This is a genomic window from Vibrio sp. 811, assembly GCF_033339195.1.
Map to the genome: position 1 here is coordinate 92,447 of NZ_JAWOUB010000013.1, position 26,711 is coordinate 119,157.

Annotated in this window: 21 protein-coding genes; 13 read left to right on the top strand and 8 right to left on the bottom strand. The window is 41.6% G+C overall.

Annotated elements, in window-relative coordinates; genetic code table 11:
* Positions 1-7: 7 nt before the first annotated feature.
* The 5 genes from prpF (at position 8) to R7Q46_RS17860 (ending at position 7,182) form a co-directional block, all read left to right on the top strand.
* Positions 8-1,204: a 2-methylaconitate cis-trans isomerase PrpF gene (gene prpF / locus R7Q46_RS17840; protein WP_213968886.1), complete on the top strand. Its 1,197-nt coding sequence runs from the start codon at positions 8-10 to the stop codon at positions 1,202-1,204.
* Between the two features lie 77 nt (positions 1,205-1,281).
* Positions 1,282-3,159 carry a propionyl-CoA synthetase gene (locus tag R7Q46_RS17845; protein ID WP_213967051.1) on the top strand — a complete coding sequence of 626 codons (1,878 nt, stop codon included), beginning with the start codon at positions 1,282-1,284 and terminating at the stop codon, positions 3,157-3,159.
* Between the two features lie 189 nt (positions 3,160-3,348).
* Entirely contained in the window at positions 3,349-3,828 is a 480-nt protein-coding gene (locus R7Q46_RS17850) for a GNAT family N-acetyltransferase (RefSeq protein ID WP_005377290.1), read from the top strand.
* A 191-nt stretch (positions 3,829-4,019) separates the two neighbouring features.
* A complete protein-coding gene (locus R7Q46_RS17855) occupies positions 4,020-5,351 on the top strand; it encodes a trypsin-like serine protease (protein ID WP_031781180.1) in 1,332 nt (443 codons plus the stop codon).
* A gap of 385 nt (positions 5,352-5,736) precedes the next feature.
* Complete coding sequence (locus R7Q46_RS17860; protein WP_318077669.1) at positions 5,737-7,182, top strand: bifunctional NUDIX hydrolase/phosphatase PAP2 family protein; 1,446 nt, start codon at positions 5,737-5,739, stop codon at positions 7,180-7,182.
* A gap of 160 nt (positions 7,183-7,342) precedes the next feature.
* Here R7Q46_RS17860 and R7Q46_RS17865 read toward each other — a convergent pair whose 3' ends face one another.
* Positions 7,343-8,152 (bottom strand): Cof-type HAD-IIB family hydrolase, encoded by an 810-nt coding sequence (locus R7Q46_RS17865; protein WP_167415684.1) that lies wholly within the window; start codon positions 8,150-8,152, stop codon positions 7,343-7,345.
* 216 nt (positions 8,153-8,368) lie between these two features.
* Between R7Q46_RS17865 and queE the strand changes: the two genes are divergently transcribed.
* A complete protein-coding gene (gene queE, locus R7Q46_RS17870) occupies positions 8,369-9,019 on the top strand; it encodes a 7-carboxy-7-deazaguanine synthase QueE (RefSeq protein ID WP_167415223.1) in 651 nt (216 codons plus the stop codon).
* Positions 9,020-9,338: 319 nt separating this feature from the next.
* On the opposite strand, the gene queC is transcribed toward queE, so the two are convergent.
* The 3 genes from queC to eamB form a co-directional block, all read right to left on the bottom strand.
* Entirely contained in the window at positions 9,339-9,995 is a 657-nt protein-coding gene (queC, locus tag R7Q46_RS17875; RefSeq protein WP_213968889.1) for a 7-cyano-7-deazaguanine synthase QueC, read from the bottom strand.
* 67 nt (positions 9,996-10,062) lie between these two features.
* Positions 10,063-10,401, bottom strand: coding sequence for a helix-turn-helix domain-containing protein (locus R7Q46_RS17880; RefSeq protein WP_005388200.1), 339 nt, complete (start codon positions 10,399-10,401; stop codon positions 10,063-10,065).
* Positions 10,402-10,708: 307 nt separating this feature from the next.
* Complete coding sequence (eamB, locus tag R7Q46_RS17885; RefSeq protein ID WP_005388201.1) at positions 10,709-11,293, bottom strand: cysteine/O-acetylserine transporter; 585 nt, start codon at positions 11,291-11,293, stop codon at positions 10,709-10,711.
* A gap of 112 nt (positions 11,294-11,405) precedes the next feature.
* On the opposite strand from eamB, the gene R7Q46_RS17890 reads away from it, so the two are divergent.
* Positions 11,406-12,305, top strand: a complete 900-nt coding sequence (locus tag R7Q46_RS17890; protein WP_064353964.1) for a LysR family transcriptional regulator — start codon at positions 11,406-11,408, stop codon at positions 12,303-12,305.
* A gap of 1,235 nt (positions 12,306-13,540) precedes the next feature.
* Here the strand turns inward: R7Q46_RS17890 and R7Q46_RS17895 are convergent.
* The 3 genes from R7Q46_RS17895 to R7Q46_RS17905 all read right to left on the bottom strand — a co-directional run bounded on the left by R7Q46_RS17895 (position 13,541) and on the right by R7Q46_RS17905 (position 18,938).
* Positions 13,541-14,470, bottom strand: coding sequence for a LysR family transcriptional regulator (locus tag R7Q46_RS17895; protein ID WP_064353962.1), 930 nt, complete (start codon positions 14,468-14,470; stop codon positions 13,541-13,543).
* Between the two features lie 145 nt (positions 14,471-14,615).
* Positions 14,616-17,756: an efflux RND transporter permease subunit gene (locus tag R7Q46_RS17900; protein ID WP_213916759.1), complete on the bottom strand. Its 3,141-nt coding sequence runs from the start codon at positions 17,754-17,756 to the stop codon at positions 14,616-14,618.
* Positions 17,757-17,768: 12 nt separating this feature from the next.
* The gene (locus R7Q46_RS17905; protein WP_005377315.1) at positions 17,769-18,938 is read right to left on the bottom strand and encodes an efflux RND transporter periplasmic adaptor subunit; all 1,170 of its coding nucleotides are present in this window, start codon (positions 18,936-18,938) and stop codon (positions 17,769-17,771) included.
* Between the two features lie 378 nt (positions 18,939-19,316).
* Between R7Q46_RS17905 and R7Q46_RS17910 the strand changes: the two genes are divergently transcribed.
* Positions 19,317-20,240, top strand: a complete 924-nt coding sequence (locus tag R7Q46_RS17910; RefSeq protein WP_005377321.1) for a LysR family transcriptional regulator — start codon at positions 19,317-19,319, stop codon at positions 20,238-20,240.
* A 140-nt stretch (positions 20,241-20,380) separates the two neighbouring features.
* Positions 20,381-21,355 carry a porin gene (locus R7Q46_RS17915; RefSeq protein ID WP_025768142.1) on the top strand — a complete coding sequence of 325 codons (975 nt, stop codon included), beginning with the start codon at positions 20,381-20,383 and terminating at the stop codon, positions 21,353-21,355.
* Between the two features lie 609 nt (positions 21,356-21,964).
* On the opposite strand, the gene R7Q46_RS17920 is transcribed toward R7Q46_RS17915, so the two are convergent.
* Positions 21,965-22,309, bottom strand: a complete 345-nt coding sequence (locus R7Q46_RS17920; RefSeq protein ID WP_005377323.1) for a DUF3316 domain-containing protein — start codon at positions 22,307-22,309, stop codon at positions 21,965-21,967.
* A 461-nt stretch (positions 22,310-22,770) separates the two neighbouring features.
* Between R7Q46_RS17920 and R7Q46_RS17925 the strand changes: the two genes are divergently transcribed.
* The 4 genes from R7Q46_RS17925 to R7Q46_RS17940 all read left to right on the top strand — a co-directional run bounded on the left by R7Q46_RS17925 (position 22,771) and on the right by R7Q46_RS17940 (position 26,569).
* Positions 22,771-23,559 (top strand): transporter substrate-binding domain-containing protein, encoded by a 789-nt coding sequence (locus R7Q46_RS17925; RefSeq protein ID WP_005377324.1) that lies wholly within the window; start codon positions 22,771-22,773, stop codon positions 23,557-23,559.
* Positions 23,560-23,694: 135 nt separating this feature from the next.
* Positions 23,695-24,642 carry an amino acid ABC transporter permease gene (locus tag R7Q46_RS17930; protein ID WP_005377325.1) on the top strand — a complete coding sequence of 316 codons (948 nt, stop codon included), beginning with the start codon at positions 23,695-23,697 and terminating at the stop codon, positions 24,640-24,642.
* A gap of 14 nt (positions 24,643-24,656) precedes the next feature.
* Positions 24,657-25,391, top strand: coding sequence for an amino acid ABC transporter ATP-binding protein (locus R7Q46_RS17935; protein WP_017635218.1), 735 nt, complete (start codon positions 24,657-24,659; stop codon positions 25,389-25,391).
* Positions 25,392-25,666: 275 nt separating this feature from the next.
* A complete protein-coding gene (locus R7Q46_RS17940; RefSeq protein WP_017635219.1) occupies positions 25,667-26,569 on the top strand; it encodes a homocysteine S-methyltransferase family protein in 903 nt (300 codons plus the stop codon).
* Positions 26,570-26,711: the final 142 nt, after the last annotated feature.

Below are 26,711 nucleotides of genomic sequence, written 5' to 3' on the forward strand. Positions count from 1 at the left end.
AGTGCGTATGTCAAATAATACTCCGAATCAAACAAGCCAAATAAAAGTGCCCGCGACGTACATGCGTGGCGGCACGAGTAAAGGTGTCTTTTTCAACCTAGAGGATTTACCTCAAGAAGCGCAAGTGGCTGGAGCCGCACGTGACAAACTGTTGCTACGCGTTATTGGCAGCCCTGATCCTTACGCGAAGCAAATTGATGGCATGGGGGGCGCGACGTCAAGCACCAGTAAAACAGTGATTGTTTCGCGCAGCAGCAGAGCCGATCACGATGTTGACTACTTATTTGGCCAAGTGTCGATCGACAAACCATTCGTCGATTGGAGTGGTAACTGCGGCAACTTGTCTGCCGCTGTCGGTCCTTTCGCCATTCATGCTGGTCTGGTCCCACAAGACCGTATTCCAGAAAATGGCATTGTGACGGTGCGTGTTTGGCAAGTGAACATAAGCAAAACGATTTTGATTCACGTGCCAATCGTCAATGGTTTCGTCCAAGAAACTGGAGAGTTTGAACTCGATGGTGTCACGTTTCCAGCTGCAGAGATTCAAGTGGATTTTGTTGACCCTTCCGATGGCGAAGGAAGTATGTTCCCAACGGGTAACTTAGTTGATGATTTGGTGGTGCCGGATGTGGGTACGTTCAACGCGACCTTTATTAACGCGGGCATACCAACCATTTTTATTGATGCTGAATCGATAGGATATCAGGGCACCGAGCTGCAAGACGATATCAACAACGATGACACAGCATTAGCGATGTTCGAATCCATCCGTGCATATGGCGCGTTAAAAATGGGCCTGATTTCTGATTTAGAAGAAGCTCAAACACGCCAACATACGCCGAAAATAGCGTTTGTTTCTAAACCGAAAAGTTACCTGTCTTCAAGTGGTAAAGCCGTTAATGAGTCGGATATTGATGTGCTCGTTCGCGCGCTGTCGATGGGCAAGCTACATCATGCAATGATGGGAACAGCAGCCGTTGCTATCGCTTCTGCTGCGTGTGTGCCCGGAACGTTAGTGAATTTAGCCGCTGGTGGCGGTGAAAAAGAGTCCGTGACTTTTGGTCACCCGTCAGGAACGTTAAAAGTTGGGGCACAAGCGAAGCAAACTGAGCAGGGCTGGGTGGTGCAAAAAGCCATTATGAGCCGAAGTGCGAGAATACTGATGGAGGGATTTGTGCGTGTACCCTTCTATGTCTTCGATTAAAAGAGACGATCTTTGGATTAAAAGAGCGATCTTTGAGTAGAACGAGAGCAATGTCAGGACATACTGGAGGAAGCAATATGTCTTCATACGAAAAAGAATATTTATGGGCGAAAAACGAACCGGAGAGTTTTTGGCGCGCTCAAGCGGAGAATATCGATTGGTTCGAATCTCCTAAAACTATCTTGAAATCTGATGAAAACGGCATAGAACGTTGGTTTCCAGATGGTGTAATGAATACGTGCTGGTTAGCATTAGATTACCATTGCGAGCAAGGACGCGGTGATAATACTGCACTCATTTATGACTCGCCAGTGACAGGTCGTAAAGCCACGTACACCTATAGCGATCTACGTGACCAAGTAGCAAAAATTGCTGGCATGCTGTCTGCTCAAGGTGTTGAAAAAGGCGACCGAGTCGTTATTTATATGCCGATGATCCCAGAAGCCGCAATGGCGATGCTTGCCTGCGCGCGTTTGGGGGCGATTCATTCTGTAGTATTCGGTGGTTTTGCACCTAATGAGCTTGCTGTACGAATTGAAGATGCAGAGCCGAAAGTGATCATGACGGCGTCGTGCGGGATTGAGATCAACAAAGTCATTCCATACAAACCAATGGTAGACAAAGCCATTATGGACAGCCGTTGGAAGCCTGAGAAAGTGTTTGTTTTCCAACGTCCAGAGTGCGACGCTGAGCTAAACCAAGAAAGAGACTTAGATTGGCAGCGAGAGTACAACCAAGCGCTGCCACATGGTTGTGTTCCGGTGTTAGCAACCGATCCGCTCTACATACTTTATACATCGGGTACGACAGGTAAGCCGAAAGGCGTTGTGCGTGATAACGGTGGTCATGCTGTCGCGATGAAGTACTCCATGAGCGCAATCTATAACATTCCTCAAGATGGCGTCTTTTGGGCGGCATCTGATGTGGGCTGGGTAGTAGGGCACTCTTACATTGTTTACGCTCCACTGATTCACGGTTGCACTACTATCCTATTCGAAGGCAAGCCTGTTCGAACACCGGATCCTGGCGCATTTTGGCGAGTGTGTGATGAATATAAAGTAGATGCGTTGTTCTCTGCACCAACGGCGTTTCGTGCGATTAAGAAAGAGGACCCGGAAGGTGAGCACTTAAAACAGTACGACTTGTCGAATCTGAAAACCATCTTTATGGCGGGAGAACGCCTCGACCCTCCGACACTGGAGTGGGTTCAGAGCAAAGCGGACAAGCCCGTTATTGACCACTGGTGGCAAACCGAGACGGGCTGGGCCATCGCGGGCAACCCGACAGGTGTCGAAATGATGCCAGTTAAAGCTGGTTCTTCGACGAAGCCCATTCCGGGTTATCAGGTCGAGATTCTGAATGAACTTGGAGAGGCTGTCGGGCCTAACCAACAAGGCTTTGTCGCATTAAAACGTCCGCTACCACCAAGTTGTCTGCCAACGGTTTGGCGTAATCATGACCGTTTTGAAACTGGTTATCTTAGCCAATTCCCAGGCTACTACGTGTCAGGTGATGGTGGCTATCTGGATGAAGACGGTTACCTGTTTATTATGGGACGTATTGATGACGTGATTAATGTCGCGGGACACCGATTGTCGACAGGTGAAATGGAAGAAATAGTAGGAGGCCACCCAGCGATTGCAGAATGTGCGGTGGTTGGTATTCACGATGATCTAAAAGGTCAGCTTCCACTTGGTTTTGTGGTACTAAAAGACGGTGTTAAAGTGGATGAGCTAGACCTTGAAGGTGAGCTTGTTGGCAAAGTGCGTAGTGAGATAGGTGCAGTTGCTTGCTTCAAGCATGCGTTGGTTGTAGACCGTTTACCGAAAACACGTTCAGGTAAAATTTTGCGTCGAACTATACGTCAAATAGCTGATGGTGAAAAATACACCGTTCCGTCAACGATTGATGACCCAAGTAGCTTGAACGAAATTGAGCGAGTGCTACGACGCTGAGAAAAACTCAATTCTAACTAACCCCTGATCCTCGAACTCTGTTGGTTGGTTCTGCCTCTGTACGTTTATTAAGTGCAGGGGCCTTTTTGTTGTTCAAACAGTACAAACGTATCGTGAAAGCATTTGTGACTTGCCAATACGACGTTTTCCTCACAAACTACAGCCATTCCATTTTTAGTGACCCTTTGTATGACCACGTTTGCGATTAAACCTGCGTGTTTTAGCGACCTAGAGTTGCTCAACGATCTTATGTTCGAGCTTCATGATGAGCATCATCTTCAATCTCCTGAGCTTTTCAAAACGGCAGAGGAGATAGAACAAGAAAAAAGCATTGCTCGATATATTGACGACCCTGAGTGCCTTGTTTACGTAGCAAAACAAGGAGATGAAATTATTGGCTTTATCTCTGGTCACTTCTGTGAACTTATTTCTACCGTCAGCCAGCCAGTTATGATGGGAAGTGTGGATGAGCTCTATGTGCTGCCTGAATATCGAAAACAAGGTACGGCGCAGGCATTGATTAATAAAATTGAGTCAACGTTCTCTGATTACGGTGCAAAACAGATGTTTGTTGAAGTATGGCATTTTAACCAGGGCGCAATATCTTTGTATGAAAAACAAGGATTTGCACATCATATCCACTATTTAAGAAAACCGCTGAACGAATAATCGTATTTAACTTTAATATTGTGATTTAGGTTCTATCGAATTGAAATCATTCAGTTCGTCAATAGACTTTTCTCTATAAGTTGCTCGCAATGTTAACAAATTGATATGCACCCACATTGGTATCGGCGTTTTTGTCTGCTTGTTTATTAGTAGCACGAGGATCGTGCTTACAAAAACAAGAGGACAATATTTTGAAACTAACAAAATCGTTACTTGCTTTAGCCGTTTTGCCAATGTTCGCAAGTGCTGATGATTTGTCACAGACGCAAAATCATACTATCCAACCCCAGATCGTAGGCGGAGTAACTGCCGACCCACGTGACTGGAAATTCTACACCCAAATTGTTAGTCGTTATGGTAACCGATCATATTGTGGGGCCAGTTATATCGGGAATGGTTACGTCCTGACTGCTGCGCATTGTGTTGAGGGTGATTCTCCGAATCAGATAGCGGTTAAAATCGGTGGCGTTGTTTATAACGGTAGTGACGGTGTTCGTGCAAACGTCAGTGAGATCCATATGCACCCGGCATATCGCCGCGCGACGCTTTCTCATGACCTCGCGGTATTGAAGCTCGACTCTGTGCCTCAAGGTGTTTCTTCAGTTGAGATTGCGAATGGCAGTCTAACGCAATACGCGAGCATCGGAGATTGGCTTAGTGTTGCTGGCTTAGGGCGAACTTCTGAAGGAGGAAGCTCTCCGTCTCGATTGCAAGAGGTTGACGTCCCACTTGTGTCGGATATGACTTGCCGTCAAGCCGGTGGCAACTACACAACGGTTGGAGAAGTGTCATTCTGTGCGGGTATTCCTCAAGGTGGGATAGATTCTTGTCAGGGAGATAGTGGTGGTCCAATCGTTATTAATCGCAGTGGTGTAATCACTCAACTTGGTGTGGTCAGTTGGGGAATAGGTTGTGCTCGTCCTGGTATGTATGGGGTTTATAGCGATATCGCTGCTATGCGCAATTTTGTCGATGGTGTTATCGGAACAGCAACACCACCAAAAGAAAATGTTTCTGTTGGATACACCACCGAACAGACACTGGCATCATTTAATGTTGGGGAGTTACAGCAACATAGCTTTGTTATCCAGAATTCAGGGAGCACCACCTTCACTGTGGAAAATGTTCGCGCGTTTGCTTCGGGTGTTACTGATGCAGCTGTTATTGCCAATGATCAGTGCTCTCAGGCGACGTTAGCAATGAATGCAAGTTGTCGTGTTGATGTTGAATTTGGTGCTACTCAGAGCGGAGAAGCAAGAGTGGCTTTGAACTTCAACGTTGATAAGACCAGCACACAATACCAAGCGTTAGTATCCGCTCAAGCGAAAACGGTGACAACGCCTCCCACAGATAGCTGTACAACTGTATGGCAAGCCAGCTTAGTGTATCTCAAAGGAGATACGGTTACTTGGAATGGTAAAGTTTGGCAAGCGCAGTGGTGGACTCAAGGTGATAATCCAGCAGACTCAGGGCCTTGGGGTGTTTGGCAAAAAGTAGGCGATGCGAATTGCAAGTCTAACTAACTATCGGGCCAGTGAACTTGATTCGTTGACCATGAGATAAGATTCATTCTTGGTTTCAACGATCAGTACATAGTTATCATAACTAGGGTTTATTGTTTGCGAATAATAAGCCCTTTTTTATTGTGTCAACTATGAGAACCCACAAAATGTGTATGACTTTGTCCTGACGTTATCTTTATATAACTGGCAGAATTGCGATCAACATTTTATGTTTTGTCTGATTTTTGTCAGGTTTGCATTAAATTATTCTCCAGTGAGCGTTGAGATCAGGTTTTACGCGATCAACTCAGTTTGGCATAACTCGTTACTTAATTTTTGTCGAAAAAGATAAGATTAACTGCCATGATTCATTGGTTATCATTATGTTTATTTAAGGTCATATTTTGTGTTGAGACAGCTGTTATTACTCATCCTTTGTTTTATTTTGTTACCTGTTTCACCGATCTCTACGGCTAAAGCCACTGCGAGCGAAGTTAAAGGAGCGCTCTGTATTGTTCGCGCTGATGACAAGTTAGTGTTAGTTCATGAAGTTTTAACGGATAAGATTTCTCTACCTGGCGGAACCATTATTGATGGTGAGTCTCCACAAGTTGCTGCTCAACGAGAAACGTGGGAAGAAACCGGTATAGTGGTTACGGTTGGAGAGGAGCTTGGCAGAACGGACACTGCGGTTTTTTACGACTGTATATCAGACTCTGACATTATCGCTTTTTCTATGAATAATTCTTTAGGTGGAAATGAACTGCCTATTTGGTTTGCCCCTCATTATGGAGTAGAAGTTGCGTCAGCGATGTTGCTTAGCCCATCTGAATTACCATCATCTTTATATCGTTATCCTGAGCAATGGCCACAAGCCACTCAGTTTTTTGATCAAGCTACCAAGCAATCAGTATCTTATGTGACTCAGTTGATCGAATCCGCGCCTTCATTTCGTCAGGTTGAATTGGCGTGGCTGATAGATTTACAGAGTTGGGTAGGGGCGTTGTCAGAAACGAGTTACGAGGTAGCTAGTCAGATCTCGAAACTCGTTATAGATCTGACAGAACCGACGGTACTACTCTTTCTATTTCCTTTTGCCATGATGCGCTTTGGTAGCCGGTTTGTGTACCGACTCTTTTTCGCAATTAGTGCAACGTCGCTTATGGTGCTTGTCGCTCAACAAGGCTTTTCGCTACCGCGCCCACATGTCTATATACCAATGATGGAGTTAACGCACAGCTTTGGCTTTAGTTTTCCTAGCTTGCCTATCGCTGTGTGGTTTTGTGTGCTGACGTTCTTGTTTCATAGAACCCAGTATTTTGGTTTGAATGGAACAACGGCAGTCTTCGTGTTCATCACTCTTACTGTGGTGTTAGGTAAGTTTTTCCTCGGCAGTGCCTTTATTTTAGATATGTTATTTGGCGCGCTGTTAGGCAGCTTGGTGGCTTGGCATGTTCTTCGACTGGAGACAAATCAAGATGTGAACGTTGATCAAGTTCTAAGCTCAAAAGGCGTCTGGTTCGTTATGACTGCGGCAACAGCGGTCATCTCCGTCATCTGGCCATTACCTGTGTTTGGTCGCTGGCTAGCAATTTTAATCACTGCATCAGCGTTGGTCATGACATTTAAAGAGTCGAAAGCACATTTAGATACTCGGCAGATGATCTTTGTGACGCTGGCATTGTTGCTTGTTGATCAACTCTATTTGTACTCGGCTAATATCGTATCGTTTAGCGGTCTGTGGTCATTAGTCTTGTCGACGTTACATTATCCATTATTAATGTTGTTATTTATGCTGCTTGCAAGGAAGCTGACTTGTGAAAACCAACCGAGCAAAACGTTGCTAGATTGATGGCTGTATTTGTTATCTGTTAGTATTTGAGTAAAAACAAAGCCTTGCATTACAGCAAGGCTTTTACACGTTTAGTCCACGAACAACGCCGCTTGCCTATCTTGGACGGCTAGGGGTGTTAAACGTAAGAAGCTTAACGCAACAGAGATGGCGGAAAGGGCTATGCATTGAGCACGAACTTTTCTATAGCTTTAGCGACACCGTGCTCATCATTACTTTCCGTAATGTAGTCAGCGATTTGCTTGGTTTCTTCCATTGCATTTGCCATCGCGATACCAAGGCCAGCGTATTTCAGCATGTGGTGGTCATTTTCTGCGTCACCCATACAGATAACTTCTTCCGGTTTAATTCCCAGATACTCGGCAATTGCGGCAACACCAATACCTTTGTTGCTCGCAGGGTTAAGAAACTCAAGGAAAAACGGAGCGCTTTGAACTACCGTAAACGCTTCGCGCATTTCAGCTGGTAGTGCTGCTATAACTTCTGTTAGTTTGCTTGGCTCTGCAACCATCATAGCTTTGATGATTGGATGATCGTCTTCTAGTGATTCGAAGTTCATCTCGGTGACATTTAAGCCATTTATCTTTGCTTCAATATCGGTGTAATGGTTGTGTTCGTTGGTGATTAAACCATGAACTTGACTAAAAGCATGGACGTACGCACCTAGCTCTTCGGCTTTTCGCGCCACCAATTTTGCAGCTTTACCATCTATGATTTGCTGGTGGATGATGTCGTTTGTGCCTACGTTCTTGACCATCGAACCGTTGTAGTAAAGAACAAAATCTCGATCGGAATGGATATTCAGTTCGTCGAGCTTGTCTTGGATTCCTTCTAATGGGCGACCAGAAGCGAGAACGACAGTAACGCCTGCTTCTCGAGCTTTTGCGATCGCTTGTTTGTTTTCTTCAGAAATGGCTTTATCACTATTGAGTAGCGTGCCATCCATATCTAGTGCGATCAGTTTATACATCATTTCTTACCTTAAAGTTTTTTGGGAGCTGTCAGTGAATAAGGCTTGGTTTAACGTTAACCAGAAACCTATATTCATTACGCTATGAAACTACAAAATGGTCTATTTTAACAATTAATTTTTGGTTTAAATTGACCTAGACACGCGTGTCCATTATGGTCTTCGCCTCGAAATGTTATGAGTTGAGTGAGTTCTGCGTTGTATAAGCTAAATGAGATGTTTGAAACCATCCAAGGGGAAGGGGTTTTCACTGGAGTCCCTGCTGTTTTTGTTCGGCTTCAAGAGTGTCCGGTTGGTTGCTCATGGTGCGATACCAAACAAACGTGGTATGCAGATGAGAATGATCAACGTCAAATAGGCGATATTCTTGTGAAAACGGAAGACTCTCCGACGTGGTGTGTTGCATCTGCCGAGAACGTCGTAGAGCAATATCAACAGCAAGGCTTTAATGCTAAGCATATCGTGATTACTGGTGGAGAGCCTTGTATTTATGATCTGCGCCCTTTAACAAAGGCGTTTGAAGATATGGGGTGCCAATGCCAAATTGAAACCAGTGGCACATCAGAAGTGATTACTTCAGAAAATACGTGGGTGACAGTGTCACCAAAAGTGGCAATGAAAGGTAAATTACCAGTGCTTAATAGCGCGTTAGAGCGGGCAAATGAGATTAAGCATCCAGTCGGCACCCAGAAAGACATCGACCACCTTGATGATCTTTTAGCAAATGCGAACGTAGCGGCTGAGACTATCATTGCACTACAACCAATTAGCCAGAAGCCTCGTGCTACGCAATTGTGTATTGATACGTGCATTGCCCGCAATTGGCGTTTGTCTGTTCAAACTCATAAATATTTGAGTATTGCTTAGACGAGAGACTCGTCATCATTCGAGGTAGCTTTTCTATCTAATTCCGGTTTCGCGAGTAATGCCGTTGGTAGCTTTGCTATCGAAACATTGTCGATATATCTAAACAATTTATAGCGTTGTAAAAGCTAAGAAGTGTTGGCTGCTGTGGTGTGGTGTGGTGTGGTGCTATCTTTGGTTCGACAATCGTTTCGCATTTAATTGATGCCACCAATCTGGCGGCATCAAAATGAAGCTCTGTTGGCTGGAGTTTCACGATGAGATAAAACGTTTAGAAGCTAACGCAAAAGGTTTTACCCACCGCTATTACCGCTAACAAAGACTATTTGCTCGCTAAGTATTCTTCTAAGCCGCTTTGTCGCAGTAGGCACGCTGGGCATTCACCACAGCCTGTACCAACGATTCCGTTGTAACATGTTAAAGTATTGTTTTGGACAAACTCCAACATATTGTGCTTATCAGCTAAAGCCCAGGTCTCGGCTTTAGTAAGCCACATTAAAGGAGTCTTGATATTGAAGGCTTTATCCATACCTAAATTGCAAGAGAGATTTAGAGAGCGAATAAAGTTGTCTCGGCAGTCAGGGTAACCACTAAAGTCTGTTTCGCAGACTCCCGTAATGATGTCTTGAATGCCAAGCTGGTAAGCATGGATACATGCGTAAGTAAGAAAGAGAATGTTTCTCCCTGGAACGAATGTATTGGGTACGTTAGCGTCGCTTAAGTCATTAGATACCGGAATGTTGTCTCTTGTCAGCGAGCTAATCGCTAACTCATTAATTGATTTTACATCCAGGACTTTGTGGCTTTTGATGTTAAGTTGCTTACCTAATTCGATAGCGATATCTATTTCATCTGAATGACGCTGGCCATAATCAAACGTTATAGCATGAACTTCATCATATGTATTTAATGCATCGATTAAGCAGGTCGTAGAGTCCTGCCCACCGGAAAAAACCACAAGTGCTTTTGTTGTAGCCATGTTGAACCCTTAGTTATGCTCTTTGATTCTTTGGTATTGATACGTATTCTTAGGCGTTTAATCCCAATTACGTACTCGACTTCGTGGCGATTGCGTCTGCAATCAGCTGGGCTGTGCTCTCAAGCACTCTTTGCTTGTCATCATTTGACAGCTTGTGGAGATTCACCGCAAGTTCAGCGGTGATTTCATCTTCACAAAAAAAATAGTTTAGAGGCACGTTTAGCTCATCTGCGATAAGTTTGAGCGTTTTTACGTCTGGAGTATGGCGCTCCCTTTCGTATTGATTCATCCTTGCACTTGCAGAACTATCATCCATGCCGATACGGATGCCCAGTGCTTTTTGGGACAGATTCGCTTGTTTACGCGCATGCTTAAGGCGGGCTGGGAGTGGGTTATTAAACAACACTTAAAGTTCATACGAAGGACTTGGATGACTAAGATTATCTTAGTTTTTCTGATTTGTGTATACTAAGTAATGCTTAGTTATTACCGAGGTCGCCAAGGCCGTGTCTGTATAACTAAAAAAATTTCGTATCTTTAGGTTGATTAAGTGACGTTGAATCTACTTCTTCAAAAACTGCCGTATGAAGGAGCGGGAGGAGCGAGTAAGGGCACGAGAAACCGCAGCGATTTGTAGAGCAGAATTTGCTCTTCACATAAACGTAGTCGTCTAAGTTGAAGAGCAATATTGTTCTTGATGATCAACTATATACTTAAGTAAATAACTGTGTCGCACAATAGATCAGAGCTGCTGCTAAGCTCATATTGATGACTTTGCCATATCTCTGGAATTGCGATTGAAGTAGCTTTCCTGCAACGGCCCAAACTACGTTGCTAAGAAGTGCGATCAAAGCAAGAATGAGGCTAGTCGCTAAGATCCAGTAGATATTCTGAGTGTGGGGCAGTACGAACGTAGAAATAGAGGTAATTCCATAAAGAATGATTTTCACATTAACGAACTGCAAACCGAAACCTGTTAAGAAACTGATACCTTTAGAATTATCCGATGAAGTTTTGATCTCACTCGTAGCAAGCCCCCAAGCCAACCAAACAATATAAGCTGCTCCAATCCATGTTAGCCAAGGTGTAATCACGGGCAAGAGGCTGATCATGTTATACGTGAAAGCGCCACAAAGTAGCATCAAAACAACATAGCCACAAAACATCCCCGAAATCACTTTTGTTGAGCGTTTTAGTCCATATTGCGTCGCGATGCTGAGCGATAAAATGTTGTTTGGCCCTGGTGTAATTGAAGTAATGATTACGTAAGTAAAAAATGCGGTGTAGATGGCGGTCATCTCTATCTCTCCTGTTTTTACTGCACTATACTTCGCTACAATTGATTAAAAAATTGAATAAATTAAAACTTAGACTTTTAATTTATTGAACTGTTGGTTGTGGAGTCTAGTCATGAATCTAAAACGCTTTCTTACTTTTAAAGCTATTGTTGAAGAAGGATCGTTTCTTAAAGCGTCACAGAAGCTTTATTGCACGCAATCAACCGTCACCTTTCAAATCAAGCAGTTGGAACAAGATCTGTCTCTGCAGCTTTTCGAAAAAATAGGGCGTAAGATGGTTTTGACTCAAGCAGGAGAAAAGATACTGCCTTACGTCTATGAACTGTCGCGAGTGATGGAAAATATTGAGGGAACAGCACAGCAAGAAAACTCGGAGCCGACCGGTGAATTGAAAGTGCTGGTTGCTGAGACTCAACTTGCTTATAAGATGGCTAATGTTTTAAAAGAGTTCAGGATCAGAGCGCCTAATGTCCGACTCTCTCTGCAATCACAAAATTGCTATCAGATTCGAGATGAGTTGATAGCGGATAAAGCTGATTTAGGTGTGTTTTATCGAGTAGGTAATGACGATACGCTCAAGGTCCACGAGTTTGAGCAGGAGCCACTGGTATTGGTTGCTTCACCGCTTTTAAAAGGGCTAGATTTAAAGAAGAGAGAGCAACATATTGATTTAGGGTTTATAAGCAATGGCCCTAAGTGCCTTTTTCGACAGATGTTTGAGAGCATTATTCAGGAGCGTGATATTAGCATCGACAACATGATCGAACTTAGCAGTATTAATACGATCAAAAACTGCGTTGAGAGTAATATTGGTATCTCTTATTTACCTCGTTTTACGGTTGAAAAAGAGTTGCAAGAGGGCAGTTTACAAGAGCTTGAGTTCACCGAATTTTCACAGATGATCAAGCCACTCTGCGCTTATCATGCTGGGAAGTGTGTGACGCCGGCGATGGAAGTCTTTATTGATTGTATGCGTAAGGAGTATGAACGGTTTTCTACTCAGAGTCGGTGATCTTTAATATGTTCTATCTGACATAGTTTCGTTTTTACTCCTTTTTATTTTTTAAGTGGTTGATTCTAATTAATTGATTTTTGGTGTTTTATTTTACAGTCGACTAATTTTGGATGATAGATAAGATCTGATGTGAAGAGCTATTTATTGACAGAAAGAGATAAGATATAAAAACGACGGCGTGTGATAACTAGATTAGATAAGGTTACATAATTAACAGTGTAATAAATGCCATTCTTTATGGATTATTTTCAACGAGACTTAATTGTTACGGTTCGTTATTATTAACTCGTTAACGCATCCATTGCTAGGAAGTTAACTTACGCATATTGTTTTTTTCATCATTTGCAGCAAATTATATTTGCTGCTTTTTTTTAACCAAAAAAAAGTTCAAATCTTGAACTACAAGCTCTGAACTTTTGTTTATACTTAGTGGTTTTCTACTTTAATAAGTAAAACACCGTTTAAAAGTATCGCGTAACCTAGTAACTCTAAGCTTTCTTCGACCAAGTTTTTCACGTCTCTATTGTATGAGTTCCCCATGAACTCGACCCAAAAATCACCATACCCTGCAAAGCGTGAGAATAAGAAAACAATAAAAAAGCCAATCGTTAATGTCGTGAAGCTAGAATGAGAAATGAAAAGTTTTACCTCATTTTTTATGTTAACTATGTTATTAAAACAAAAATAACAGACCGAGACTATTATAATCCAAGCAGGATACTTCCATGAACCGTGAGGGAAATACTGCTCTATGTGGTAGTCCATTTCTCTAACGAATATAACCATAAAAAATGAAGACATTATTACTAATATGTGTTTGAGTTCAAGATATTCCTTAGATTTATACAAACACATTAACGATGAAAAAAGCACAAATGCTATTTGATTCATTTCTATAAGAGAGTTCTCCGATGTGCTTTTGTCCATTTGTACGCTAAAATAAATCGTTGCTAACGTGTAAATAACCAAAAAAATAAGATAAGATATTTTATATACTAACAAACTAGTGACCGAGGTGTGTTTTTCTTTAATATACATCGTAACTTGTATAGGTGATGGATTTGTTAGTATTATAAATCAAGAATGTTTTATATTTAGTGAATTAAGCGCCATTTAGAATGGAACTTAATTCACCTAACATTAAACTTCTATGAATCTTAAATTTTCCTGTTTTAAATTATTGATTTTATTTGATGTTTTATTATCTGTTAATTTTGGTTAAATAGAATCACCTAGCTTTTATTGAAATGCTTTTCCCATATTGGTGGTATGCCAATTTCTTCTTGAACGATATCAATGAATGCCCTAACCAATGGTGATTGCTGACGGTGTGAGTACATGGCATAAATATCACCAAAATCTTGAGTTTCATATTCTGGTAAAAGTTGAACTAAATTAGAAGACTCTAGGTTGTTAGGGAGCATAAATTGACCTATAAGTGCTGCGCCCAGACCTGACTTTACGCTTTCAATTATTAGCTCAGCTTCATTTACCATGTATGACCCTGATATTGGGTATGTATCTAAACCATCTGAGTTTGCTTTGTCGTAGAATTTAAGCTTATCGACAATAAAATTACCATTTGAATAAATAATAAAAGGTAGCTTAACTAACTCATCAGGCGTTTCTGGGTTACCATGTTTTTCAATTAAATTTCGAGAAGCAATGATTGCAGTCGTATTTTTTGCTAATTTTCTTGCTACCATTGATGAATCCCTCATAGGTCCGATTCGAAAAGCAATATCAAAATTACTTCTAATCACGTCTACATGAAGATCATCTAGCATTAGTTCAACACTTGCTTTTGGGTACTTATGTAAAAACTTCTCTATCGAAGGTTGTAGATAGAGTTTTCCAAATAATGTTGAGCTTGAAATTCGTACTTTCCCTGAAGGCTCAGTCTGAAAGTTCTCCGCTATTTGTTGAGTATCATCAAGGAGTTGAGATATTTGGTCTGCTTTTTCAACTATTTGCTTGCCGACTTGTGTTAATGAAAGAGAGCGAGTTGTTCTGTTTAATAGCCTAACGCCTAAGTGCTCTTCTAACTGCTTGATGTGTTTAGATAAAACAGAGCGGTCGATATTCATCCCATCTGCTGCTTTTGCAAAAGATCCAGCTTTAGAGACTTCTAAAAGCAGGTGTAGTTTATTTGCTAAATCCACAATGTTTATCCAGGTTAGATATTAGCGTATTAGTTTCATGTATAACTGCTGCTCTGTCTAGAAATTATTAATATACTTAATAACCAAAAGAAAAGGGAGCAATAGCTCCCTTTAGTATGAATATAAATGAGTATTTATATTATGGTTATAGTGTTTGACGTTTTTTGTTTCGACTCACTAACATGTAAAAAACAGGTGTGAGTAGTAATCCAAATACCGTTACGCCTACCATACCCGAGAATACGGCAATACCCATTGCTTGTCGCATTTCCGCTCCGGCCCCTGTACCAATCATTAATGGAATAACACCAGCGGTAAATGCAATTGATGTCATTAGAATCGGTCGAAGACGTAAACGACATGCTTCCAAAATCGCTGATAAGGTATCTTGGCCATTGTCTTTAAGTTCTTTAGCGAACTCCACCATCAAGATGGCATTTTTACACGCTAGAGCCACAAGGACAATCAAAGCAATTTGCGTGAATATATTGTTGTCACCACCAATGAACCAAACACCTGCTAGTGCAGAAAAAATGGTCATAGGAACGATCAAAATGATAGCGAATGGCAGTTTTAAACTCTCGTACTGCGAAGCTAGCACCATGAAAACTAACAAAACAACAAGTGGGAATATATACACCATCGTGTTACCAGCCAAAATCTGCTGGTAGGTTACATCAGTCCATTCATAAACCATTCCCTCTGCTAGGTTTTGATCCAGTACTTCCTCAATAGCCGTTTGGGCTTGGTCAGAGCTGTAACCAAAAGCAGGACTGCCGTTTAGTTCTGCACTAGGGTAGCCGTTATAGTGCATCACGCGGTCAGGCCCAATCGTGGGTATGATCTCCAGTACAGCGCCGAGAGGAACCATTTTTCCGGCAGCATTTCTTACTTTGTAATTAAGTATTTGGTCAGGTTCGAGACGATAGTTCATGTCTGCCTGGGCATTCACTTTGTATGTTCTACCAAACATATTGAAGTCATTGACGTATAATGATCCTAAATAAACTTGAAGCGCATCAAAAACCTGCTCTAGAGGAACACCTTGCAGCATCGCTTGTTCACGATCTATTTGGATGTCCATCTGCGGCACTTGTATGCGAAATGTAGAATATAATCCCATCAGCTCGGGTCTTGTTGATGCCTCACTTATTACCAAGTTCAATTGCTTGAATAGCTCATCAAACCCCTTGTTCGCACGGTCTTCGATTTGAAGCTTAAAGCCGCCAGTTGAGCCAAGTCCTTGGATTGGTGGTGGTGGAAAAATCGCAACGAAGGCTTCATCAATGATTGAAAAGCTCTTATTCAAAGATGCAACAATCGCATTTGCTCCGAGAGTTGGATCATTTCGTTTATCGAAGTCCTCAAGCGTAACAAAAACGATGCCACTATTCGGACTGTTAGTAAAACCATTGACCGATAAGCCTGGGAAAGAAATGGTTTGTGCTACGCCAGGTGTTGCCAGCGCGAGGTTTTCCATTTCTTTAATAACGGACTCTGTTCTATCTAAACTTGCTGCATCTGGAAGTTGGGCGATCGCAACTAAATACTGCTTATCTTGTTGAGGAATGAATCCTCCAGGAACCGCTTTGAATAGAGAAACCGTTCCCCCGAGTAACGCAATGTATACCACCACAACAACAAGGCTAAAACGAATCAGCTTCTTGACCAGAGCTTGATATTGGTTCGAGCTATACTCAAAAATTCTATTGAATGGCGCAAAAACATACTTACCAAAAACCGCATCCAAGAGTTTGGTTAGCCGATCGGGTTTTGCGTTCTTATCTTGTAATAGCAGTGCTGATAAAGCAGGCGATAACGTCAACGAGTTAATTGCTGAAATAATCGTCGAGATCGTAATTGTTAGTGCGAACTGCTTATAAAACTGACCGGATAACCCTGTAATAAAGGTTGTCGGGATAAACACCGCACATAACACTAATGCAATTGCAATAATTGGCCCGGTAACTTCGGTCATTGCTTGTTTCGTTGCTTCTAGTGGTGCAAGACCATTATGGATGTTCCGTTCCACGTTTTCGACGACGACAATGGCGTCATCGACGACGATACCTATGGCGAGAACAAGTCCAAACAACGAAAGTGTGTTAATCGATACTCCGAGCATTTGCATTACAGCGAACGTACCGATTAATGAAACAGGCACCGCAATGATAGGGATGATAGACGCGCGCCATGTTTGCAAAAACAAAATGACTACGACAACAACAAGTACAATTGCCTCTAGCAGAGTATGAACCACCGCGTCTATCGAACCACGAACAAAGACGGTCGGGTCGTAGGCTATTTCATATGAAACTCCAGCTGGAAAGGCTGTTTGTAAACGGTCCATGGTTGAACGAACCTGATTAGATAGCTCAATAGCATTAGCACCAGGGCGCTGGAATACGGGCATCGCCACCGCTGGTTTACCATTTAACAAGGCGCGCAGTGCATAAGAGTTTTGACCTAGCTCTACGCGTGCAACGTCTTTAAGACGTGTCAAAGCCCCTGTTTCGTCAACTTTTACTACAATGTCGTTGAATTCATCAATATTCTCCAAGCGGCCTTTTACGTTCAACAAAACTTGGAATTGGTTTTCATTAGCGGCTGGTTGCGCACCTAATGAGCCTGCTGCCACCTGTTGGTTTTGAGATCGGACGGCGGAGACAACGTCCATTACGGTTAGATTTCTAGAAGCGAGCTCATCTGGATTTAACCACAAGCGCATTGAGTACTCGTCACCACCGAAAAGGCGCACATCACCAACGCCTCCGAGCCGAGCTATCTCATCTTTCAAGTTTAAATTAGCGTAGTTAGCTAAATAACTGACTTCACGGCTAGAATCTGGAGAATATATATGCACAACCATGGTGAGATCAGGAGAGGCTTTTTCGGCAACAACTCCTAACCGTTGGACGGCTTCTGGTAACCGGGGCAAAGCTGTAGTGACGCGATTTTGAATTTGAACCTGAGCTTTGTCCAAGTCCGTACCTAAAGCAAAGGTTACGGTCAATGTCATTCTGCCGTCACTGGTTGCCTGTGAAAACATATATAACATGTTTTCTGTACCATTAATTTCTTGCTCCAGAGGCGTAGCAACTGTTTCTGCGATTACTTTTGGGTTCGCACCAGGATAGTTTGCTGTAACTACGACTGTAGGAGGGACAACCTCTGGATATTCACTCACAGGCAACTGCAAAAGTGAAATTGCGCCTACTATTAATATCAATAGCGATAACATAGAGGCAAATATGGGTCTTTGAATAAAAAAGTGTGCAAATTTCATTCGGTTGTCTTCTTAGTCTTGAGCTAAACGTTTGTTTGGCAACGATGTTGAGTTTGAAGCCATAATCAATGAAGTATTGCTAATATCTAGCGTGACATTTTTTGGTTTGACTTTGCTATTTGGGCCAACTTTTGCTGGGCCATTTACCGCAATAATTGAGTCGGCGTTCAAGCCATTCTCGATAGCACGAAATGTTCCGTAACGTTCGCCTAAGGTTACGATGCTGTATTGCAACGTATTCTCTTCATTGAGTGTTAATACAAAGCGGTTTTCTAGATCTGTGCCAATAGAACGCTCTGGAACGAGAACTCGTTCAACTGGTTTGGTTGTTGATATCTGAACTCGGCCAAACGATCCCACTTTTAAGTTTGATTTTGTTGCATCGAATACCGCTCGAACCTGCAAAGTACCGGTGTTTTCGTTGATGGAGTTGTCGACAAAGTCAACGCGTCCAAAAAACACCTGCCCATTTTGTCCAGATAGTTCAAGACGAGTAGGTAAGTTAGAGTCGGCATTGATTGTCGAGAAGTAACGGTTCCAAGTTCGCTCATCGACATCAAAGTATGCATATACCTGATCGTTAGAGACAATGTTTGATATAACGCTTTGATTTGCGTTTACATTGTTTCCTTTAGTAATGAATGCTCTTGAAATAGTGCCGCTAATAGGGGCATATATCTTCGTAAACTCAAGATCTAACTTTGCGGATTCTAACTGAGCACGCAAGGCCATTAGTTCTGCAGAGCGTTGCTTTACTGCGGTATCTCGGGCCTCTGCTTGTTCCGCTGAGATGGCTTTTCGCTTAACCAGTTGAGCGGCTCTCTTTTGTTCGTTTGCTGCTTGCTCTAGCGCAGCTCGAGCACTCTTAACTTGCGCTTCAAGTCGTGAGACCTGAGCTTTGAAGGTTCGATCATCAAGAGTGACGAGTAAGTCGCCTTTGTTGACACTCTGTCCGTCTTTGAACTCTACCGTTTCAATAACTCCGGAAACGCGTGGCATTAAAGAAACTTTCTCTGGTGCTTGAAGCCTTGTTGTAAAGGTGAACCACGATTGAACGGGCTCATAGATGACTTTGGAGACGTCTATCGTAGGTAAGGGAGTATTAGGTTGTTTGGTTATCTCTTCGTCTGCACAAGCAGCTAAAACGGATAAAAGGCCAATGCCGAAAACTTTCTTTAACATTTGTCGCGCCCTAAATGATTCTGTTCATACTAAAAGGAACGGCATTGTATTCATTGTACCTATGGGTAAATAGGCCCTCAGCGAACATAGAGTAGTGATAAAAATGCACGATTAAATATTGGTCAAAATGCTCACTTTTTGGTTTGAAAAAGGTCAGTTTAGGGTTTTAAAGACGTGGAGTATTGTTCAATGTAATAAGCCATAATAGATAGGAATAACTAAACAGAAGCTAAAGATAGCGACGAAAATTAAAGCTTTTTTAATTCGTGCATTATTTGCAATTCACTGATGCAATTTGAACCATAAAAAATTGAAATTAATTTTGTAAAATCCATTTCCCATCACATAAAGAATAAAAACTAAATAAGGAATTGTGCAGTGGATCTCGCAAGCCAACTTGAATTACTACTGGATGTCTCTGAATACGGAACTTTTGCTAAGGCTGCTGACAGAAATCATATAGATCGTTCAGCTTTGTCAAAACAGATCAAAAAGCTAGAGGATGAATTGGGCTTACGGCTGTTAAACCGTTCCACGCGTTCGCTATCCCTGACCAATGCTGGTGTTGAGATGGTGGCGCAAGCTAAGAAAGTAAGAGAGGTTCTAACTGAAACTCGTAGTATTGCTGCTACATTTCAGGATGAACCGAAAGGTAATCTGAAAATATCAAGCTCCACTTTCTTTGGCAGAGCATACTTAAATCAGGCAGTTAAAGAGTTTATAAAACAGTACCCAAACATTACTGTAGAGCTGCTGCTCGATGATAATCGAGTCGATGTTATCCACGAAGGTTTTGATGTTGTGTTTCGTATCGGACCAATCCGAGAGTCCAACATGATAGTACGTAAGTTGGCAAGCAATAATATGGCACTGGTTGCATCGAAGAGTTTTATTGACAAGTATGGAACCCCGAGCTCTCCAGAAGAGCTTATAAAAATGCCAGCAGTAATATACTCTAATGCTAACTTTAAGGCAGATAAGCTACGTATAGCGCCAAGCCAGTCATCAAGCGACGTTAGAACGTATAATATCAATGGGCAGTACTTCGTGAATGAAACTGAGTTAATGCTCGATGCCGTAAAATCTGATCTAGGGTATGCTTTAATAGGGCAGTTCTTTCTTCAGGAGAGTTTGAGTAAACAAGATCTTGTACAGTTGCTTCCTGATTATAATCTTCCCGCGATAGGGGAAATATATGCAATGTATACTCACCGAAATCAACAACCATTAGCCAAACTGTTCATTGATACTGTTCAAAAAATAATAGGGACGCCTCCTGTTTGGATGGATTATCTCAACTAATATGAGTACTAGGACATAATGTTTTAGATTGAGGGCTTGTTTATATTTATCCATAGAATATGGTTGAATTTGCACTTTAAAAATAATTGCCACTGTTCATAATTTCACTCGATTCAAACAACACAAGTAGTGGTAATTAAATGAAAATGACAAGAACGTCGATCGCAATCGCTGCACTTTTTTCTGCAAGTGCTGCAAATTCAGCCGTAGTTTATGAAGATCAAGAATCAGTATTAAATATTCATGGCCGAGCGCAAGGGATGTATTATTTCTCTGATGATAAAAATGCAGACGGAGATAATAGCTACATTCGTGTAGGACTTGCAGGTGAGTCTAAAATAAATGAAGATCTTTATGCATTCGGCTTATATGAGTTGGAATTTAAGTCTAATCGCAGAGATGCTGATGGGATTGAAGATGATGAATTTGATATCCGAAAAGGCTATGTAGGAGTTGGTGCAGATTACGGAACAGTAAGTTATGGACGTCAATACGGTGCGGTCACTTTAGTATCTGACTACACGGATATTTTCCCGGAGTTTGGTAATGAAGCTGCTGGCGTAAGTGCGGATCTATATGGTACCGGTCGCTCCGATTCAGTATTTAAGCTAACGACAAGCTACGAAGGTTTGAATATTCATGTTAGCTATCAGGCTGAAAACGATGAAGTGTCAACAGATGCAGCCTCTTATGGTGCGGCGGCGGACTACAAGTTGCCATATGGCTTCAAAGTTGCGCTTGGTTACAACGAAGGTGAAGGGCAATCGGGTGCAGAAGATGCAGAGCTGCTAACGGGTGCTATTGCATTTGAATACGACAAGTTTTATGCCTCTGTTTTATACAGTGATGGTGAAAACTGGGCTAAAGATGGTTCTGAAAGTAATATTGATTACACCGGTATTGAAGCAGTTGCCACTTATGAAATAACAGATAAGCTTTGGGCACTTGTTGGCTATAACAATCTAGAGCGTGATGATGAAGACGTCGTCGATTACTACTCACTAGGTGCAGAGTACGATTTGACTTCTAATTTTAAAGCACTAGCAGAATACAGAATTACAGATGTAGACAATGAAGACGATATTCTTGCAATAGCTGCGAGATATTCATTCTAAAAAATTAATAAATATAAAAAGCCTGAAACTATTTTCAGGCTTTTTTATTTATCGGTGTAATTTCATAAGTGCTGATTTTCATCCATATATAATGGATTATATTGATCGTTACTTGTTTAAGTGTTTTGAATATAATGGTTTTGTTAGCTAGTCCACTGCTAGTTTTCATTTTCATATTTTTTGAATGATGATTTTTTCTTTGGCAACAAGAAGTATCTTGTTGCCTTTTTTTATTTTTACGTCTTATGGTTAATTAAAACAAAAAGAGTTTTTTATATATTGCTATAAACGAGAAAAATATAACGACAATTGTCAATCTTAGGTTGAGTTAATCTTCATAAAAAAGTGAACTCAATTTCAAGGGTCTTTTTCATTTAAGTGATGTGGAATCCATATGGCGAACCAAGTGAATGATAAAGCGCCAAACGACGAAATGTATCTCAATGAAGATTGGAAAAATTATTTTTATGTAAACGATAGAGGTAGGGATTGATACTGTTTATGTAAGGAGAGAGCGATTTATGAAAAGCCGTCGTTTCAATGTGATTAGACACCTTTACTTTCTTAAAATAGGAAGGGCTCTAAGAAAGTAAAGGTGCAGATGATTTTTTAGTTTTTACCGCCGTCACTTGTTCTGAAGTGATAATCGAAGTTTATGATTGCACGATATTTAACTTCATCACGGTTAAGTGCGTATTCTTCAACTCTCACCTTACTATCATCGATTGCAATATCACGAGGGAAACCGCTTCCAATGATGTTTAGACGATTTCTAAGTTCATGTTTTGATAGCGTTTGGTATTCATCGACAAGATCAAACGCAGAGCTATAAGCGGCATCTTTTGTCGTAAAGTCATTGAGAACAACTTTGTTTGTAGAGTGTTCGACATGAATACCAGCAGTAGCAGATAAACTGAATAATAATAGTGATGAGAGCGTCATTAGTTTTTTCATATAGTCACCTTTTTATTTGTATTACAAAGTCAAGATGTCCAACGAATCCTTGTTAATATCTCTCGACAAAGGTGATAGTGCCATTATAGAAATGTGCTGTACATCACATTTGTGACCATTGACTATGGAAGAATTGTCAACAATAAAACTCAAGCACTTTTGACATTACGGTCAATGTGAAAAAGCGAATATCTGTATGGTTTCGTTAATAATTAAACCACTTTCGGAAACGCTGACTATTCAGTCAAAGCGTATGTTTGTTGTCGTTATAGTGACCTGCCTACAACTTAATCACTTAATGCATGCAATTCAATTGCAATGCCTTGGTATAGATTTTCATTCAGATCTTCCGTCTTAGTGACGATTCTACAAATTCCAGTGATTAAAAAGTCATTATTTGTGGTTTTTTATTCTATTGTCGTGTATAAAAAAACTTTACAACAAATGATAAAGGAATATCCATGAAAAAGTTATTGTGTTTTGCTGCACTGGGGTTAGCTGTTTCGACGACGGTTAATGCAGACCCAATTTTAGACGACATCAAAAGTACAGGGGAGCTAAAAGTCTGCTTTGATTCTGGGTATATGCCTTTTGAAATGACAGCAAAAAATGGGCAGTACATCGGGTTTGATATCGATTTGGGTAAACAAATGGCGCGTGCCATGGATGTTAAGTTTGTGCCGGTAAACACTTCATGGGATGGCATTATCCCAACACTGTTGACTGGTAAGTGTCACATGATTATGGGCGGGATGACGATCACACCTATGCGAAATACTCAGGTGAATTTCGCTGATCCCTATGTGGTTATTGGCCAATCCATTCTCGTAGATCTCAAACATGAAGGTAAAGTGTCTAGTTACCGAGATCTCAATAGTCCAGAATATGTTGTTGCAACTAAGCTTGGGACAACGGGTGAGCAAGCGGTAAAACGATACCTTCCGAAAGCTAAGATAAATCTATACGAAACTCAGTCTGAAGCGGTACTTGAGGTTGCCAACGGAAAGGTAGATGCGTTTGTTTATGACTTTCCTTACAACTCTATTTATGTGGCGGAAAACAAAGGGCAGTTAATGCACTTGGCTAAACCGTTTACTTACGAGCCTTTGGGTTGGGCTGTGCCGCAAGGAAATCCAGATACGCTTAACTTCTTAAACAACTATTTACGTCAAATTAAGGGCGATGGAACTTACGATCGCATTTACGATAAGTGGTTTAACGACGATAAATGGTTAAAGCAAGTTAAGTAATCATTTTGTTATTGTAGAGGAGCGGCTAGCTTCTGGCTCGGTTCATCGCCAACCAAACGGTTCGCGCTGTGAAGCTAACGCTTTTCTTTATTCAAATACCCAACCAACTTTAATCAAAGTCATTCTCGGAATCACATGCAAAATAACTTTAAATCCCTATTGTGGAACGCTGTTTTTGTTCTTGTTTTGCTATCAATTTGCGGTCTTGTCTATCTGTCAGGTAAGCGAATCGATTACAGCTGGAATTGGGAGCGTGTCCTTCCTTATATTGCCACTAACGCTGCTTCATCCATTACCGCGCCTGTCGATGGGAACATCATTCTCGACGAGAATAACCAACTGGCTCTGGAGAGTATTCATGGTGATATTGTTCTTGAACTAAGCCAATATAAGTCTGTGGACGTCTATGAAGGTGATCTTATTTTTGAAGGAGATACCTTAGCAACTATAAAAGAGTGGCGCTCTGGCCCAATTTTAGATGGTGTTGTGACGACCATTAAAATCTCACTCTGGTCACTTATCATTGCTCTAGCGTTGGGCTTAGTTGTCGGACTAATGCGTATATCCAGCAATCCGGCATTAAAAAAGCTGGCGCTTGTGTATGTCGAGGTTATTCGTGGAACGCCTCTTTTAGTACAGATTTTTATCGTTTACTTCTTTATTGGTACTGTGCTTGACCTTGAGCGTTTTACTGCGGGAGTGATAGCGCTCTCCGTGTTTACCGCTGCTTATGTCGCAGAAATTGTGCGGTCAGGAATCCAGTCAATCCCAAGAGGACAAATGGAAGCGGCGCGTTCACTAGGAATGAATTATCCCAAAGCGATGATTTATGTCATTTTACCTCAAGCGTTTAAGCAGACATTACCTCCCTTAGCCGGGCAGTTTATCAACCTGATAAAAGATTCCTCACTCGTCTCCGTGATCTCGATTACTGATCTGACAAAAGCGGGCAGGGAAGTCGTAAGTGGTAGTTTTGCCCCATTTGAAGTTTGGTTTACCGTTGCGGCCCTTTATTTGCTTCTAACTAGTACCTTATCTTGGGCAATACAAACGTTAGAAAAGAAATTGGCAGCAAGTGATTAATGGTGGAGTCATTAATGGAATACATTATTTCAGCAAAAACAATTAATAAAATTTACCCTAATGGCTGCCATGCGCTCAGGGACGTATCGGTAAATGTAGAAAAAGGGGAAGTGATTGTCATCGTAGGACCGTCAGGTTCTGGTAAGTCAACATTCTTACGGACGATTAATCAATTAGAGACAATAAATAGTGGGTCTATAATCGTAGATGGTATCGATATGTACCACAAATCTACGGATATCAATAAACTACGCGCTGATGTGGGCATGGTATTTCAAGGCTTCAACCTTTTTCCACATAAAACGGCGATAGAGAATGTCATGTTGGCACCTTTAAAGGTTTCTAAACGTGACCCTGAATCGGTGAAGAAAGAAGCAAAAGATTTGCTTTATAAAGTCGGTCTGTCGGAGAGAATGGATAATTATCCTAATCATTTATCAGGTGGGCAGCAGCAGCGCGTCGCAATCGCTCGTGCGTTAGCAATGAAGCCCAACATTATGTTGTTTGATGAACCCACATCAGCACTAGATCCTGAAATGGTTGGAGAAGTTCTTGATGTGATGAAAGATTTGGCCAAGGACGGAATGACGATGGTCGTGGTTACTCATGAAATGGGTTTCGCAAAAGAGGTCGCTGATAGGGTGTTGTTTATGGAAGATGGTGAGCTTTTGGTTTCTGACTCTCCTGAGCGATTTTTTGATAACCCCACCAACCCTAGATTGCAGAAGTTTTTATCTAAAGTCTTATAATAAAAAGAAAATTTGATTGAGGGCGAGTCCCTCAATCACTTCATGCACTATTGTGGCTCGTAACGCTCGCCTCGCCGAGAGACATAGATAATGGGCTTTTTACTCGAAGTTAATGGCGATAACATTATCTTGGTCCGAATGAAAGGTCTGGTAAATACTAGAGTGTTTAATCAGCCATTAAGTTTTGTTCACTTTAAACATAACAATTTCATTTTGAATTGATAAAAATTGTGTTTGAATAGAGCTTATGGATGTTTGGCGGTATGGATGTCTAAATGAAGAAAGTAACAATTTTAGATGGTGGCATGGGGCGAGAGTTAAAACGTATTGGCGCCCCTTTTTCTCAGCCGCTTTGGAGTGCACAAGCGCTAATTGAATCACCACAATATGTAAAAATGGCCCATGAGAATTTCATAGACGCTGGCGCTGAGATTATCACTGTTAACAGTTATGCATGTGTTCCATTTCACTTAGGAGAGGAACTCTATGCGAAGCGAGGGATTGAGTTAGCAAAATCTGCAGCCAAAATTGCCAGAGATGTAGTCACCAGCTCTAACGATAGAGTGCTCGTTGCGGGGTCTCTTCCTCCTGTCATGGGGTCTTACAGGCCTGAATTATTCGAGCCGAAAAGGGCACTGGAAGTGGCTTCTGAGTTATTTGAAGCTCAAGATCAATATGTTGATATTTGGTTAGCTGAGACCGTGTCTAGCCTCGCTGAAGTTGAAGTTCTATCAATAATTTTAGCCAAAACAGATAAGCCCAATTATCTTGCTTTCACCTTAATGGATGAGCCTAACTCTTTGCCTCGCCTTCGCTCAGGGGAATCTCTCAAAGCCGCGGTCAATACGCTGTTGAAAACAAATGTTTCAGGTATCTTTTTCAATTGCTCTATTCCTGAAGTTGTCGAGCAAGCGATCATTGATACACAAGCAGTGTTGAGTGAGTCAGGTAGAGAATTGACGATAGGTGTTTTCGCAAATAGCTTTGCTCCGATAAAGCAAGCGCACCAAGCCAACGAGACCATTCAGGAAGTTCGTCATTTCTCTCCGACTGAATATCTTGAGTATGCTAAAAAGTGGCATGTGCAGGGAGCAAGCATTATTGGTGGTTGCTGTGGGATTGAACCACGTCATATTAAATTGCTAGCGACTTGGAGAGACACTCTCGAAAACGCCTAATTTTGGTGAAGCGCAGGGAAGCATGACAAGAGATTTTGTTTTTTATTCATCGTTATAGATAAAATAAAGGCCTTTCATATCTGGCAAAGTAACAAGATGCTTTAACTTGCTCATTCATTACCTTGCCAGTTTGCCTCGAGAT

Excerpts from the sequence above, each read along its gene's own strand:
- R7Q46_RS17940 (WP_017635219.1), top strand. The coding sequence starts at position 25,667 with ATGAAGAAAGTAACAATTTTAGATGGTGGCATGGGGCGAGAGTTAAAA.
- prpF (WP_213968886.1), top strand. The coding sequence starts at position 8 with ATGTCAAATAATACTCCGAATCAAACAAGCCAAATAAAAGTGCCCGCG.
- R7Q46_RS17920 (WP_005377323.1), bottom strand. The coding sequence starts at position 22,309 with ATGAAAAAACTAATGACGCTCTCATCACTATTATTATTCAGTTTATCT.
- R7Q46_RS17935 (WP_017635218.1), top strand. The coding sequence starts at position 24,657 with ATGGAATACATTATTTCAGCAAAAACAATTAATAAAATTTACCCTAAT.
- R7Q46_RS17865 (WP_167415684.1), bottom strand. The coding sequence starts at position 8,152 with ATGTATAAACTGATCGCACTAGATATGGATGGCACGCTACTCAATAGT.
- queC (WP_213968889.1), bottom strand. The coding sequence starts at position 9,995 with ATGGCTACAACAAAAGCACTTGTGGTTTTTTCCGGTGGGCAGGACTCT.
- R7Q46_RS17905 (WP_005377315.1), bottom strand. The coding sequence starts at position 18,938 with ATGTTAAAGAAAGTTTTCGGCATTGGCCTTTTATCCGTTTTAGCTGCT.
- R7Q46_RS17925 (WP_005377324.1), top strand. The coding sequence starts at position 22,771 with ATGAAAAAGTTATTGTGTTTTGCTGCACTGGGGTTAGCTGTTTCGACG.
- R7Q46_RS17915 (WP_025768142.1), top strand. The coding sequence starts at position 20,381 with ATGAAAATGACAAGAACGTCGATCGCAATCGCTGCACTTTTTTCTGCA.
- R7Q46_RS17845 (WP_213967051.1), top strand. The coding sequence starts at position 1,282 with ATGTCTTCATACGAAAAAGAATATTTATGGGCGAAAAACGAACCGGAG.
- R7Q46_RS17890 (WP_064353964.1), top strand. The coding sequence starts at position 11,406 with ATGAATCTAAAACGCTTTCTTACTTTTAAAGCTATTGTTGAAGAAGGA.
- R7Q46_RS17930 (WP_005377325.1), top strand. The coding sequence starts at position 23,695 with ATGCAAAATAACTTTAAATCCCTATTGTGGAACGCTGTTTTTGTTCTT.
- R7Q46_RS17850 (WP_005377290.1), top strand. The coding sequence starts at position 3,349 with ATGACCACGTTTGCGATTAAACCTGCGTGTTTTAGCGACCTAGAGTTG.
- queE (WP_167415223.1), top strand. The coding sequence starts at position 8,369 with ATGTTTGAAACCATCCAAGGGGAAGGGGTTTTCACTGGAGTCCCTGCT.
- eamB (WP_005388201.1), bottom strand. The coding sequence starts at position 11,293 with ATGACCGCCATCTACACCGCATTTTTTACTTACGTAATCATTACTTCA.
- R7Q46_RS17900 (WP_213916759.1), bottom strand. The coding sequence starts at position 17,756 with ATGAAATTTGCACACTTTTTTATTCAAAGACCCATATTTGCCTCTATG.